The organism is Nocardiopsis potens DSM 45234, assembly GCF_000341105.1.
Lineage (GTDB): Bacteria > Actinomycetota > Actinomycetes > Streptosporangiales > Streptosporangiaceae > Nocardiopsis_A > Nocardiopsis_A potens.
The window spans coordinates 32,012-45,004 of the sequence record NZ_ANBB01000044.1; the positions used below are offsets into that span (position 1 = coordinate 32,012).

Consider the following 12,993-nt stretch of genomic DNA (forward strand, 5'->3'; position numbering starts at 1 on the left):
ATCCGGTCTCCTGCTCCCGCCGGCGCCCCGAGCGCACCGGCCCGGGGCTCCCGCCCGAGGTCCACCTGTTCGGCGGCGGCGATGCGCAGCGCTCTTCCGGCGGGCTCCGCGGTCAGGCCCCCGTGCTGGAGCCGGGGCGGACGATCATCAGCACCGTCACCACCGCCCAGAGCAGGTTGAAGACGCCGGTCAGCATGGCCAGCCGCGCGGTGGTGCGGCGCTCCACCTCGGCGGCGCCGCCGTCCAGTCGGTCCAGCAGCGCCTGCTGGCCGGGGAGGACCAGCAGCGCCAGGACGCCGGCCGCGATGGCGGTGAGCCCGATCGAGACCAGCAGCCAGGCGTCGGTCAGGACGCCCATGGTGCTCGCGGTGGCGAAGCCGAAGACCGGGACGGCGATGCCGACGAGGGCGTAGACGCGGCAGATCCGGTGCAGCAGCCGGACCGGGGCCAGGGCCGCGGCGTCCGGCCCGGCCGCCGCGGCCCGGCGGACGGACGCGGGGAACATGCTGCCGGCCACGGTGACCGGCCCGACGGCGATGACCGCCGCCAGGACGTGCAGGGAGAGCAGGAGCTTCGCCATCACTCGCTCCCCCTTCCGGAACGGGCGGCGGCCGTCGCCGTCGGGGCCGCGGGGATCGGGGGCCGGGTGGTCTCGGTGCTGGGCATCGCGGTGCTGCTCTCTCCTCTGGTTCCTTCGATTCCTTCGCCTGTGCCGGGGGCTCCGCCGGGCGGCGGAAGGCCGCGCCCGGGGCCCGGAAGCGGTCGCCGCGGCGGCCCGGGGCCCGGTCCGGGCGCTCCGGGACGGGCTCCCCGCACCTCGCGGCCGTCCGCCGGACCGGCACGGAAGGAAACGTTAGGGCGGTGCGGCGCCGCCCCCCAGAGGCGAAAACGCCGATTTCCAACGGATTCCCGCCACCGGCCGCCCGGTGCGTCTCCCCCGCCCTGAGGACCGGCCCGGCCCCGCGGACCGGCCCGGCGCGGCCTGCTCTACCGTGGCCGCATGCACACGGTTGCGGTCCTGGCCCTGGACCATGTGGTCGTCTCCGACCTGGCGATCCCGATCGACGCGTTCGGGCGCGTCCGGCTGGCGGACGGCGGCCGGCCGTACCGGGTCCGGGTGTGCGCGGCATCGCCGCAGGTCGCCGGGGACGCCGTCGCGCTGACCGCGCCCCACGGCCTGGACGCGCTGCGGCGGGCGGACACCGTCGTCGTCCCCGGGTGCGCGCCGCACGCCGCTCTCCCGGGGGAGCCGGTGCTCGACGCGCTGCGCGCCGCCGCGGCGGCCGGCGCCCGGATCGCCTCGGTCTGCGTCGGCGCGTTCGTGCTGGCCGAGGCGGGGCTGCTGGACGGGCTGAGCGCGACCACCCACTGGCTGGCCGCCGGCCGGCTGGCCGAGCTGTACCCGCGGGTCGACGTGCGCCCGGACGTGCTCTACGTGGACAACGGCCAGGTGCTGACCTCGGCCGGCGCGGCCGCCGGGATCGACCTGTGCCTGCACATGGTCCGGCGGGACCTGGGCTCGGCGGTGGCCGCCGACGCGGCACGGACGATGGTGGTGCCGCTGGAGCGGGAGGGCGGGCAGGCGCAGTTCGTCGCGCAGGCGCGGCCGCCGGCGCCCGCCGGGTCCGAGCTGGAGCCGGTGCTCTCCTGGATCGAGGAGAACCTGGACGCGGAGCTGACCCTGGCGGCGATGGCCGCGCGCTGCGGCATGAGCGAACGGACCTTCGGCCGCAGGTTCCGGGAGCAGACCGGGACCACGCCGCTGCAGTGGCTGCTGCGCGCCCGGGTGCGCCGCGCCCAGCTCCTGCTGGAGACGACCGACGAGGGCGTCGAGCGGATCGCGGTGCGGGCCGGGTTCGGTTCGCCGACCGCCTTCCGGGAGCGGTTCCGGCGCGTCGTCGGGGTGGCGCCCCGGGCCTACCGCGCCTCCTTCCGCAGCCGCGGCCCCGGGTCGCACGCGCTCGTCACCGCCCCGGCGGAGCGGGCCGACCGCGCCGAGGGGGTCCGCGGAACCGCCCGCCCGGGCCTCCCCGGCGCCGGCCCGTTCGCCGCCTACGGCCGCGCCCCGGCGGCGGCCGGACCCCGCTGACCCGCCGGAGCACGCGACCGCCCCGGAGAACCGCCGCCGAGCGCGGCGTCCGGGCCCGCACACGGGGGCCGTGCTCCGCGGGTCCGGGGCGGTGGACCACACTGAGGGGCACCGCGGCACAGAGGGAAGGAAGAGGCCCATGTCAGGCGAGACGGCCGAGACGGCCACCGCCCCGGCGGAGCACGCCGGCGATCTGATCGTCTCCGAGGAGGGCGGGGTGCTGAGCGTCACCTTCGACCGCCCGGACGCCCGCAACGCGATGACCTCGCAGATGTACGAGGGGCTGCACCGGGCCTGCGAGCGGGCCGACGGCGACCCCGGGGTCAAGGCCCTGGTGCTGCGCGGCACCGGTGCGAAGGCGTTCGTGGCGGGCAGCGACATCCGGGAGTTCGAGGCGTTCTCCTCCGGCAGGGACGGCGTCGAGTACGAGACCCTGATCAGCAGGGTGCTCAACCGGATCGAGGACGTCGACGTGCCCACCGTCGCGGTGGTCCGCGGCTACTGCGTCGGCGGCGGGCTGGCCATCGCCACCGCATGCGACATCCGCCTCGCCGACGAGACCGCCCGGTTCGGCGTGCCGATCGCCCGCACCCTGGGCAACTGCCTCTCCGCCAACACCATGTCCCTGCTGCACCAGAGGCTGGGCGCGGCGCGCACCCTGGACCTGCTGCTCCGCGCCGACTTCCTGGGCGCCGAGGACGCCCGCACCGCCGGCTTCGTCTCCGCGGTCACCGCCCCGGAGGAGCTGGAGGAGGCGGTGGCCGACACGCTGCGCCGGATCCTCTCCCAGGCACCGGTCACGATGTGGGCGTCCAAGGAGATCACCCGGCGGCTGCGCCGCTCGGGCCTGCCCGAGGACTCCGACGTGATCGAGGCCGCCTTCGGCAGCGCCGACTTCGCAGCCGCGGTCCGCGCCTTCGGCACCGGGACCCGCCCGGAGTGGACCGGCCGCTGACCCTCGGGGCCGCCCCGGACCGGGGCGGCGCCCCGGCCGGAGGGGGCGGGACGCCTCCGGCCGGCCCGCGCGGGCACGCCGCCTCGGGCGGAACTCCGCGGCCGCGCGGGGCCGAGGCGGCCGGTCCCCGGCGGTCCGCTCGGCGGGGGGGGGGCGCCCCCGCCGCACCGCACGCGCACCTCCCGGCCGGGCCGGGCGGACCTCCGGGAAGGCCGCCGCCGGGCGCGCCCGGCGGCGGCCTTCTCCGCCTCGCGGGGCTGGCATGGTTGGCCCCATGACCAGACCACGCAAGGCGCGCGCCGCGGAGGCGGCCGTCGAGGTGATCGCGGAGGGCGGGCTGCGGGCGCTGACCCACCGGGCGGTGGACGCGCGGGCCGGGCTGCCGCCGGGGAGCACCAGCAGCTGCTACCGGACCCGGCTGGCGCTGCAGCGGGCCGCACTGGAGCGGATCGTCGAGCTGGACGAGGCGGTGCTGGAGGAGTTCGCCTTCCCCCCGGGCGACGCCGAGGCCGCGCTGGAGGCGCTGACCGGCCTGCTGGAGCACTGGACCGGCCCGGCCCGCGAGCGCTCCCGGGCCCGGATGGAGCTGTACCTGGACGCCGCCCGCGCCCCCGATCTCCGCCCGCACCTGGAGGAGGCGAGCCTGCGCTTCCTGCACCGGGCCCGGGACGGGCTGGCGGCCGCCGGGATCCCGGACCCGGAGAGCGCCGCGCGGCTGCTCGTCGCCCAGCTCGACGGGGTGGTCTTCGACGCGGTCGCGCGGCCCTTCCACGGCCCGGCGGACCGGGCCTGGCTGCGCGGCGCGGTCTCCGCCGCCCTCGCCTCGCTACGCCTGTAGCATGGATCGCTACAGATGTAGCAACCTGGAGGCCGGATGCTTCAGCAGGCCGCGATCGCCGCCGAACTGGCGCGCCACCGCTACGACGCACTGATCACCCTCCACCGGCGCCACGGCCCGGTCTTCTCCCTGGGAGCCGGGCGGTACCGGTACGTCTACCTGATCGGCCCGGAGGCGAACCGCTTCATCTTCGCCAACGGCCACCTGTTCGGCACCCGCGACGTCTTCGACTCCCTCGCCGCCGTCGACGGTCCCACGTCGCTGCTGATCAGCGAGGGGGCCGAGCACACCCGGCGGAGGCGGCTGGTCCGCCCCGCCCTGCACCACCGGCAGGTGGCCGGGTACGTGCGCACCATCGCCGAGGAGGCCGACACCGCCGTGGACGCCCTGACGCCCGGCGGGACCGCCGACGTCTACCAGGTGTTCCGCGCCGCCGTCCGGCGCAGCACCGTGCGGTCGCTGTTCGGCCCGAGGCTCGCCGCCGACGCGGACTTCTTCGGCGCCCGGCTGCAGCCCATGCTCGACCTGATCGACCGGCCGCCGCAGCTGGTCCGGCTGCACCGCAGGCTGGGAACGCCCGCCTGGCGCCGGGCGATGGCGGCCAAGGCCGGCGCGGACGCGCGGATCTTCGCCGAGATCTCCCGGCTGCGGGCCGGCTCCGCGGACGGCGACGGCCACATCCTGGCCGCCCTGGTGCACGGGCGAGGCGAGGACGGCACCGGCCTGAGCGACGAGGAGGTCCGCGACCAGGCGATCACCCTGATCGCGGCCGGCTACGAGACGACCGGCGCGGCGATGGCCTGGGCGGTGCACCGGATGCTCCGCACCGAGGGGGCCTGGAAGGCGGTCCGGGCCGAGGCCGAGGAGGCCGGCCCGCCCACCGCCGCGGCCCTGGCCGGGATGCCCTACCTGAGCGGGGTCGTCCAGGAGACGCTCCGGCTGCACCCGCCGGCCGCCATCAGCGCCCGCCGGGCGGTCGAGGGGTTCTCCTTCGCCGGGCGGCGCGTTCCGGCCGGCGCCTTGGTCGTCTACAGCCCTTACGCCACGCACCGGCTGCCCGGGGTCTGGGAGGATCCGGCGGCCTTCCGCCCGGAGCGCTGGACCGGCGGCCTGCGGCCGGCCCCCGATGAGTTCCTGCCGTTCGGCGGGGGCGCCCACCGCTGCGTCGGCTCCGCGCTGGCCACCACCGAGCTGGCCGTGATGCTCGCCCGCCTGGCCGTCCGCACCGTCCTGAGCCCGATCGGCCCGCCGCCGGCCCCCTCGGGCCTGATCACGATGCGCCCCGGCGGCGGCCTGCCGGTCCGCGTCCTGCACCGCGCCCCGCGCTGAGCGGCACCCCGGGCCCGTTCCCCGCCGCCCCCTGCACCGGGCGCCGGTTGGCCATGGGCCGGGCGGACACGATAGACACTGGCGGAGGCGCGCGAGGGGCGGCGCGGTGCGCGGCCGCCCGCCGGACCGGTCCGGGCGCGCCGCCGCTCCGTCCGACGATCACGAGGAGGCACGCCGTGGCCAAGCCGCCATCTCCCTACGACTTCCTGCCCGAGGTCCCGTCCTTCACCGTCACCAGCGACGACGTCGCGGACGGGGTCACCCTGTCCGCGGCCCAGGTCAGCGGGATCATGGGGGCGGGCGGCCAGGACGTCTCGCCGCAGCTGTCCTGGAGCGGGTTCCCCGAGGGGACGCAGAGCTTCGCCGTCACCTGCTTCGACCCCGACGCGCCCACCGGCAGCGGCTTCTGGCACTGGGCGGTGTGCAACATCCCGGCCGGCGTGACGTCGCTGCCGGCCGGCGCCGGCGGCGAGGGCGGCCCCGGGCTGCCCGAGGGCGCCGTGACCGTGCGCAACGACGCCGGGGGGCACCGCTACATCGGCGCGGCGCCGCCCGCCGGGCACGGCCCGCACCGCTACCTCTTCGCGGTGCACGCGGTGGGCGTCCCGGCCCTGGACGTGGACTCCTCGGCGAGCCCGGCGTTCCTCGGGTTCAACCTGTTCTTCAACACGCTGGCGCGCGCCGTGGTCACCCCGGTCTACGAGCAGAAGTGAGGCCGCCCGCCGCCCGCGGGCGGCGGACCGCTCCGGAGGGGCGGCCGGCGCCGGACGTCCGGCGCCGGCCGCCCCTTCGCGTTCCCTCCCGACGGTTCCGCACATATGATCCGTCACGAAGGAAGAGAATCGAACAGGAGAGAGGTGCGCACGAACATGGTGATCGAACGTTCCGGCCCCGTCGTCGTCTTCGACTACGGCGAGGTCGTCTCCCTCCCGCCCTCCGCGGAGGACCGCGCCGCCCTCGAAGGCCTGTCCGGCACGGACGCCGAGGCGTTCTGGGAGGCCTACTGGGGCGAGCGCCGCGAGTACGACCGCGGCCTGCCCGCCGCCGACTACTGGGGCCGCGTCGCCCTCCGGGCGGGGGCCGACTGGGACGCCGCCCGGACGCAGCGGCTGTGGGCGGCCGACGTGGCCTCCTGGCTGCGCCCCGACCCCCGGGTCGCGGACCTGCTCGCCGAGCTGTCCGGGCGGGGCGTGCGCACCGCCCTGCTCTCCAACGCCCCCCGCGACATCGCCGGGGCGCTGCGGCACTCCCCCGCCCTGGCCGCCATGGAGCACCTGTTCTTCAGCTGCGACCTGGGCGCGTGCAAGCCCGAACCGGCCGTCTACCGGCACGTGCTGGACGCGCTCGGCTCCTCCCCCGCCGAGACGGTCTTCGTCGACGACCGGAAGGAGAACGTGCTCGCCGCCGCGGAGCACGGCATCGACGCCCACCACTACACCGGTTTCGCGGCGTTCCGGGCGTTCCTGGCGGAGCGGCTCGGCTCCGAGCCGGGCCGACACGCCGAACCTTAGTGGTCTCGCACCGTTCTGAACTGGGAACGGACAGTGTTGAGGGCGGGCGGATCCGGGGGCCGGGCATGCGGGCGGCCCGGCCCGGATGCCGCAGTGGAAGGGAGGAGAGCGCCTCGCCGAGGGTTCCGGGGCCGGCCCGCGCGCACGGCCGCGGGGAGCACGCCCACGCCGGGTCCCCGGTTGTCCTGGAAACCGGAACCGGCCAAGTACGGGCATGGTTCCCGGTGGCGTCCTACGCTCGTTGAGGGACGGACATCGACCATCCCCTTTGGACCGGGCCCGCCGCTTCGGCCCTTCGCGAGGAGGAACCGCCGTGGTCCCGATCGAACACCACGCGGTTCCGTGCCGATCACAACACCCATACCGAGCGGAGAGGTTCATCGGTGACCGCTGCACAGTCTTCCGAGCGGCCGACCGTGGTGATAACGACCGCGGGATCGGCGGCGACATCCGGCACCATCATCCACCTGCGGCGCCTGGGGTACCGGGTCATCGCGACCGACATCGACGCCACCGCGCCGGGCCTCTATCTCGCCGACGAGTGCCATCTGGTGCCCCCGGGGACCAGCCCCGAGTTCGTTCCCGAACTCCGCGGCATCTGCGCCAAGGAGAACGCGGTCGCGCTGATCCCCCTGGTCGACGAGGAGCTGCTGGCCGCGAGCGAGCTCGCCCTGGAAGGGCTGCAGGTGCTGCTGCCGCGCACCGAGTTCATCGCGACCTGCCTGGACAAGTACGTGCTGATGCGGCGCCTGGCCGAGGCGGGGCTCCCGGTCCCGAAGACCGCGCTGGCCGCGGAGTGGACCGACGCGCCGGAGGCGCCGGTGGTGGTCAAGCCGCGCTCCGGCCGGGGCAGCCGGGGGGTGTCGGTGTGCACCTCCCCCGAGGAGCTGGGCGGGCTGCTCACCGAGAGCGGCTACGCCTCCGAGGACCTGATCGTCCAGGAGCGCGTGCCCGGCCAGGAGTTCACCGTCTCCGTGGTGGTCTGGCGGGACGGCGGGGTGCAGGCCGTGGTGCCCAAGGAGGTGGTGCTCAAGCGGGGCGTCACCAAGTTCGCCGTGACCCGGCGGAACCGGAGGGTGATCGAGGTGTGCCGGGCCGTCCAGGAGGAGCTGCGGGCCGACGGGCCGTTCAACGTCCAGCTCAGCCTGGACGCCGCCGGCGAACCGCGGATCTTCGAGATCAACCCCCGGTTCTCCTCCACCGCGCCGCTGACCGTGGCGGCCGGGGTGGACGAGATCGCCGGGCTGCTGGGCCAGGCCGTGGCCGACGGCCCCCGGCTGCGCGACGAGTGGCGGGAGGGCGTCGTGATGGTCCGCCGCTGGGCCGACGAGTTCATCGACGAGGAGAGGTTCTCCTCGTTCGGCATCTCCCCGGCCGGGTCCGGCCCCGCCCGGGACTGCGAGGCGCCGGTGATCGCGCAGGCGGCCCCGTGAGCCGGCGAAGACTCCGGTCGGACACCCTGGCCACCGCGCTCACCGGGGCGGTGCTGGAGGTCGGGGTGCTGCTGCGCGAGTGGCGCTCCGACGCCCGCGCGACCAGCGGCGTCTGGGAGGGATCGCAGTTCAAGGCGGAGGCGGACGCGATGGCGCACGGCGCGCTGAGCGACCGGCTCCGCGCCCTGGAGCCGGGGGTGCCGGTGCTCAGCGAGGAGGACTCCGCCTCGCTGGTCTCCGACCGCCCCGGCGTGCACTGGATGATCGACCCGATCGACGGCACCGCCAGCTTCGTGCACGGCTACCCCGGCTACGTCACCCAGGCCGCGCTGATGGAGGGCGGCGCCCCGGTGGTGGCGGCGATCTACGCGCCGGAGAACGACGTGATGTACGCGGCGGTGCGCGGCGTGGGCGCCACCCGGAACGGGGACCACCTGCCGCGGCTCTCCCCCGCACCGGTCGGCACCGGCGCGCTCATCGACAACACCCCGGAGCCGCGCGGCATCGCGCTCGCCGCCTACCGGCACTTCGGGTTCGGCGAGTACCAGGAGTCCGGCAGCATCGGGCTGAAGCTGTGCCGGGTGGCCGAGGGCGCGGCGCAGCTCTTCGTCAAGGACGTCCCGGTCCGCGACTGGGACGTGGCCGCGCCGCAGCTCGTCCTGGAGGAGACCGGGGCGGGGCTGCTCCGGCTGGACGGCACCCGGTTCGACCACCGCGGAGGGTACGAGAGCGGCGGCCTGATCGCCGGCACCGACGAGGCGGCCTGCGCCGAGGTGGCCCGCTGGCACCGGTCCCGGAGCGGGCCCGCCCGGTGATCTCGGCGCTGCGGGGGCATCAAAGCGTCCCGCAGCGCCGAGATCACCGGGCTCGTTGAGCCGTCCCGGGCCGAGGCGTCCTCCTTTCGGAGGACCCCGGACCGGCCCGGCGGTCCATTGCCCGGCGTCCGCGGCGGACTTAGCCTCGGTGGTGAGCAGCGTCTCCGCCGGCCCGGCGGGGAGCCGATCCCGAGGAGGCCGCCCGATGGACCCCGAACCGCAGCACCGCGGGGACATGCGCGTGTCCGACGCCGAGCGGGACGTGACGGCGCAGCGCCTGGCCGCCGCGCTCTCCGACGGCCGCCTCGACATGGAGGAGTACCAGAAGCGGCTGGACGCGGCGATGTCCGCGGTCACCGCGTCCGACCTGCGGGGGCTCACCGCCGACCTGCCGCCGGACGCCGGCGCCGCCCCCGCGCCCCGCGGCGAGGGCCCGGTCGACCTCTCCGCGATGGCCCCGCCCGCCCGGCCCTCCTTCTGGCACGGGCGGCTGGAGGAGTGGCGCTCCTGGGGCGGCGGCGCGGTCATCATGATCGGCATCTGGGGCGTCACCAGCGCCACCAGCGGCGAGTTCCTGCCGTTCTGGCCGCTCATCCCGCTGGGCATCTGGGCCGCGGTCCTGGTCGCCGGGATGCTCTCCGGCAAGAGCGGGAACTGCTCCTAGAGCCTCGACGCGGTGATCTCGGCGGCGCGCCCCTTTCAGAGCGCTCCGGCAGGGCCGCAGCGTCAAGATCATCGGGGCGGGTGCCGCCTCCGCGCCGGGGCCGGAGCGGGACAGCGGCCTTTTCTCTCGGCACGGTCCCGCGTATCGTGAATCTCCCCATCATCTTGTGCGAGGGGGGTGGGCCCCGGTGGAGGATGAACGCGTCCCTGAGGAACGCATGCGCGCCTCGGACGCCGACCGGGACGCCACCGCGGAACGCCTCGCCACCGCCCTCGCCGAGGGCCGCCTCCGCCTGGACGAGTACGAGGAGCGGCTGCACGCGGCGATGAGCGCCGTCCACCTCGGCGATCTGGCCGCCCTCACCGCCGACATCCCCGAGCCGGCCCCGGCCGTGCCCGCCGTCGGGGAGGAGCCGGAAAGTCCCGCCGCCACCGCGCTGGGACCGGCCCCCTCGGCCTGGAAGGAGTGGACCGACGAGTGGCGCTGGTGGCTCGGCGGCGCGGTCATCATGACCGGGATCTGGGGCGTCACCAGCATCATGGGCGGCGCACTGCTGCCCTACTGGCCGCTGGTGCCGCTGGGCATCTGGGCCGCGATCCTGGTCGCCGCCGCCATCTGGCCGGATGAGAGCTCCGACAGCCGTAGGTGAACCCGCCCTGCCGGACCCGAGGGGGTGACACGGGAATGGGCGACGAACCGCTTCCCCCGGAGAGGATGCGCGCCTCCGACGCGGACCGCGACGTCGTCGCGCGGCGCCTGGGCCACGCCCTGCAGGAGGGCCGGCTGACCCTGGAGGAGTACCGGGAGCGGCTGGATCTGGCGATGCGCTCGGTCACCTCGGGCGACCTGGCGGGCCTCACCCGCGACCTGCCCGACCCCCCGGAGGAGGTGCTCCACCCGGAGCGGGCCGAACCGCCCCCGGACCCCGCGCGGCTCCGCGCCGAGGCCTGGCGCCGCCGCCTGGAGCCGTGGCGCGGCCTCGCCGCGATCTCCGTGGTGCTCATCGCGATCTGGGGCGTCACCAGCGTCATCGCCCAGGAGCTGATCGTCTTCTGGCCGCTGGTCCCGATCGGCTTCATGGCCGTCTTCACCTGCGTGGGCGCCTTCGGCCGGCACCCTCCGCGGGACGGGGGCGGGTGCGCCGGCCACCGGTGAGCGCGGCACCGCCGGGGCGGCCCGCCCGGGGCCCGGCGGGGCGCCGGGGTACCGGGGTGCTCAGCCCGCGGCGTGCAGCCAGCGCACGGGGGCGCCGTCGCCGGCGTAGCGGAACGGCTCCAGCTCCTCGTCCCACACCCGGCCGGTGAGCCGGTCCAGCTCCTCGACCAGGTCGACCTCCTGGGCGGCGGCCCGCTCCATGGCGCTGCGCAGCCGCGCCTCGGGCACCAGGACCTCGCCGGAGGCGCTGGTGACCGCGGTGAAGATGCCGAGGGCGGGGGTGTAGCTGTACCGGACGCCGTCGCAGCCCGGGGTGGCCTCCTCGGTCACCTCGAAGCGCAGCCGCTGCCAGCCGTTGAGGGCAGAGGTGATCGCGCCGGAGGTCCCGGGCGCGCCCTGCCAGTTGAGCTCGGCGCGGTGGGTCCCCGGGGCGGCCGGCTGGTCGTCCCAGTCGAGTTTGACGGGCACACCGACGACACCCGCGACCGCCCACTCGACGTGTGGGCACAGCGCCGCGGGCGCGGAGTGGACATACAAGACGCCACGTGCGGACACCGAACCTCCTGATACGAACGAGTGCGCTTCCCCGACGCCCTCGTTCACCGCGGAGGAGCCGTCCGTTCGAGAGTTCTCCGTGGCCCATTGTGCCCCATCGGCCACTCGGGCACCAGGTCGCTCCTGGCCGGATCCGGCATGCCCGCCTGCGGTCGGCGCGCTGCGGTTAGCGTGGTCCTCAGGTGTGGCAGGTTCCGCGAGTCTACTTGGGGTGCGGGTGAGTGACCAGACCTGTGACGGCCCTTCACCGGGAGAGCTGGTCGAGCGCGCCCGCACGGGCGATCCGGCCGCGGTGGAGGCGCTGCTCCGCCGGTACGCGCTGATGGTCGACGCGATCGTGCACTGCTACCGGCTGCCGCACCAGGACGCCGCCGACGCCCGCCAGCTGGTCTGGTGCCGGCTCGCCGAGTACCTGGACCGGATTCGCGAGCCGGAGCGGGTGGGGTCCTGGATCGCGCGCACCGCGCACAGCGCCTGCGCCAAGCAGGCCCGGATGGCGGCCCGGCTCGCCCCGGTCGACCCGGACACGCTGCACGCGGTGGACCACGAGACGCCGGAGGCGGTGGTCCTCGCCGCGGAGCGGGGCCGCCTGGTCCGCGCCGCCATCACGGCCATGGGCGACCCCGACCGCACCGTGGCCGCGCTGGACCTGCACTGGCCGCGGGCGCCCGCGGCCGTCGTCGCCGAGGCCGCCCGGCTGCCCCCGTCCCGGGTCGAGGCCGTCCGCAGGCGCGCCCGCCGCAGGCTGAAGCGGCTGCTCACCGAGGATTTCGGGGAGTACGGCGGACCCCCGCCCGACGACCCGCCGAACGAACGAGAAAGGGCACCGCGCCGTGAACCGTGACCCGCGCCCTCCGGACGACGCCCCGGGGGACGACCCGAACGCCCCCGGCGGGGCCCCCGGTCCGGAGGGCCCGGAAACCGGCGGAGCCGCCGCCGAGGGCCCCGAACCGGCGGACGCCCCCGGCGGAAGGGTCCCGAGGCCGGGCGCCCCCTCCACCGGCGAACCGGAACCGGCCGACGCCCACTCCCCACCCGGCGCCCCCTCCGCCGACGGAGCCGAGCCGGCCGACGGCCCCGACACGGAGGCCCCGGAAGCGGGCGCCCCCGGCCGAGAGGCCCCGGGGCCAGGCACCCCCTCCACCGGCGGCCCCTCCGCCGGCGAACCGGAGCCGGCCGACGACCCGGACCTGGAGTCGTTCATGGCCGGGCTCCGCACGGTGCAGCCGCAGGCCCGGCCCGTCCCGGCCGGCGAGCTGGCGGCCGCCGCCGCGGTCTTCGCCGTACGCGGCCCCGGGGTGCCGACGGCCGACCTGGTCGGCGACTCGGTGGAGGCCCCCGCGGGCGCCCTTCGGGACGCCCCGGACGGCGGCCCCCGCTACCTGCTGCTCCGCACCCGGGAGGCGGAGATCCGGCTGGAGGTCACCGGGTACGGGGGGCACCGGGACATCGTCGGGCGGCTCTCCCCGGCCCGCGCCGGCACCGTGGAGGTGCGGAACCCGGGCTCCGCCCGGGACGCCCCCCTCGACCGGGACGGCGCCTTCGCCAGCCGCGGCGTCCCCCGCGGCCCGGTCCGGCTCCTCTTCCGCGCGGACGGCCGCCCCCTGGTCGCCACCCCCTGGCTGACCGTCTGAGCACCGCCGCGCCCC

At 76.5% G+C, this 12,993-nt stretch carries 15 protein-coding genes; 13 read left to right on the forward strand and 2 right to left on the reverse strand.

Annotation, left to right across the window (positions count from 1 at the left end; all coding sequences use genetic code 11):
• Positions 1-112 precede the first annotated feature (112 nt).
• Positions 113-580 carry a hypothetical protein gene (locus D459_RS0117400; RefSeq protein ID WP_017594287.1) on the reverse strand — a complete coding sequence of 156 codons (468 nt, stop codon included), beginning with the start codon at positions 578-580 and terminating at the stop codon, positions 113-115.
• A gap of 420 nt (positions 581-1,000) precedes the next feature.
• On the opposite strand from D459_RS0117400, the gene D459_RS31985 reads away from it, so the two are divergent.
• The 11 genes from D459_RS31985 (at position 1,001) to D459_RS0117455 (ending at position 10,789) form a co-directional block, all read left to right on the forward strand.
• On the forward strand, positions 1,001-2,089 hold the full coding sequence (locus tag D459_RS31985; RefSeq protein ID WP_017594288.1) for a GlxA family transcriptional regulator: 1,089 nt from the start codon (positions 1,001-1,003) through the stop codon (positions 2,087-2,089).
• A 139-nt stretch (positions 2,090-2,228) separates the two neighbouring features.
• A complete protein-coding gene (locus D459_RS0117410) occupies positions 2,229-3,044 on the forward strand; it encodes an enoyl-CoA hydratase (RefSeq protein WP_017594289.1) in 816 nt (271 codons plus the stop codon).
• A gap of 274 nt (positions 3,045-3,318) precedes the next feature.
• The gene (locus D459_RS0117415; RefSeq protein ID WP_020380229.1) at positions 3,319-3,882 is read left to right on the forward strand and encodes a TetR/AcrR family transcriptional regulator; all 564 of its coding nucleotides are present in this window, start codon (positions 3,319-3,321) and stop codon (positions 3,880-3,882) included.
• Positions 3,883-3,918: 36 nt separating this feature from the next.
• Positions 3,919-5,211 carry a cytochrome P450 gene (locus D459_RS31990; protein WP_017594291.1) on the forward strand — a complete coding sequence of 431 codons (1,293 nt, stop codon included), beginning with the start codon at positions 3,919-3,921 and terminating at the stop codon, positions 5,209-5,211.
• 176 nt (positions 5,212-5,387) lie between these two features.
• A complete protein-coding gene (locus D459_RS0117425; protein WP_017594292.1) occupies positions 5,388-5,924 on the forward strand; it encodes a YbhB/YbcL family Raf kinase inhibitor-like protein in 537 nt (178 codons plus the stop codon).
• A gap of 156 nt (positions 5,925-6,080) precedes the next feature.
• Positions 6,081-6,722, forward strand: coding sequence for an HAD family hydrolase (locus D459_RS0117430; protein WP_017594293.1), 642 nt, complete (start codon positions 6,081-6,083; stop codon positions 6,720-6,722).
• Positions 6,723-7,141: 419 nt separating this feature from the next.
• Positions 7,142-8,155 (forward strand): ATP-grasp domain-containing protein, encoded by a 1,014-nt coding sequence (locus D459_RS0117435; protein ID WP_017594294.1) that lies wholly within the window; start codon positions 7,142-7,144, stop codon positions 8,153-8,155.
• Entirely contained in the window at positions 8,152-8,970 is an 819-nt protein-coding gene (locus D459_RS0117440; protein WP_017594295.1) for a 3'(2'),5'-bisphosphate nucleotidase CysQ family protein, read from the forward strand. The genes D459_RS0117435 and D459_RS0117440 overlap by 4 nt, the downstream gene beginning before the upstream one ends.
• A 205-nt stretch (positions 8,971-9,175) precedes the next feature.
• Positions 9,176-9,634 (forward strand): DUF1707 domain-containing protein, encoded by a 459-nt coding sequence (locus D459_RS0117445; protein WP_017594296.1) that lies wholly within the window; start codon positions 9,176-9,178, stop codon positions 9,632-9,634.
• 217 nt (positions 9,635-9,851) lie between these two features.
• Positions 9,852-10,283 carry a DUF1707 SHOCT-like domain-containing protein gene (locus D459_RS0117450; RefSeq protein ID WP_017594297.1) on the forward strand — a complete coding sequence of 144 codons (432 nt, stop codon included), beginning with the start codon at positions 9,852-9,854 and terminating at the stop codon, positions 10,281-10,283.
• A 35-nt stretch (positions 10,284-10,318) separates the two neighbouring features.
• Entirely contained in the window at positions 10,319-10,789 is a 471-nt protein-coding gene (locus D459_RS0117455) for a DUF1707 SHOCT-like domain-containing protein (RefSeq protein WP_017594298.1), read from the forward strand.
• 60 nt (positions 10,790-10,849) lie between these two features.
• Here D459_RS0117455 and D459_RS0117460 read toward each other — a convergent pair whose 3' ends face one another.
• Complete coding sequence (locus D459_RS0117460; protein WP_026120481.1) at positions 10,850-11,344, reverse strand: DUF3145 domain-containing protein; 495 nt, start codon at positions 11,342-11,344, stop codon at positions 10,850-10,852.
• 217 nt (positions 11,345-11,561) lie between these two features.
• On the opposite strand from D459_RS0117460, the gene D459_RS31995 reads away from it, so the two are divergent.
• Both D459_RS31995 and D459_RS35055 read left to right on the forward strand, forming a co-directional pair.
• Entirely contained in the window at positions 11,562-12,188 is a 627-nt protein-coding gene (locus D459_RS31995; protein WP_193790261.1) for an RNA polymerase sigma factor, read from the forward strand.
• Positions 12,178-12,978 (forward strand): hypothetical protein, encoded by an 801-nt coding sequence (locus D459_RS35055; RefSeq protein ID WP_051065464.1) that lies wholly within the window; start codon positions 12,178-12,180, stop codon positions 12,976-12,978. Before D459_RS31995 ends, D459_RS35055 begins: the two co-directional genes overlap by 11 nt.
• Positions 12,979-12,993: the final 15 nt, after the last annotated feature.

Coding starts and splice junctions, on each gene's coding strand:
- D459_RS0117400 (WP_017594287.1), bottom strand. CDS start 580: ATGGCGAAGCTCCTGCTCTCCCTGCACGTCCTGGCGGCGGTCATCGCC.
- D459_RS31985 (WP_017594288.1), top strand. CDS start 1,001: ATGCACACGGTTGCGGTCCTGGCCCTGGACCATGTGGTCGTCTCCGAC.
- D459_RS0117410 (WP_017594289.1), top strand. CDS start 2,229: ATGTCAGGCGAGACGGCCGAGACGGCCACCGCCCCGGCGGAGCACGCC.
- D459_RS0117415 (WP_020380229.1), top strand. CDS start 3,319: ATGACCAGACCACGCAAGGCGCGCGCCGCGGAGGCGGCCGTCGAGGTG.
- D459_RS31990 (WP_017594291.1), top strand. CDS start 3,919: ATGCTTCAGCAGGCCGCGATCGCCGCCGAACTGGCGCGCCACCGCTAC.
- D459_RS0117430 (WP_017594293.1), top strand. CDS start 6,081: ATGGTGATCGAACGTTCCGGCCCCGTCGTCGTCTTCGACTACGGCGAG.
- D459_RS0117445 (WP_017594296.1), top strand. CDS start 9,176: ATGGACCCCGAACCGCAGCACCGCGGGGACATGCGCGTGTCCGACGCC.
- D459_RS0117450 (WP_017594297.1), top strand. CDS start 9,852: ATGCGCGCCTCGGACGCCGACCGGGACGCCACCGCGGAACGCCTCGCC.
- D459_RS0117455 (WP_017594298.1), top strand. CDS start 10,319: ATGGGCGACGAACCGCTTCCCCCGGAGAGGATGCGCGCCTCCGACGCG.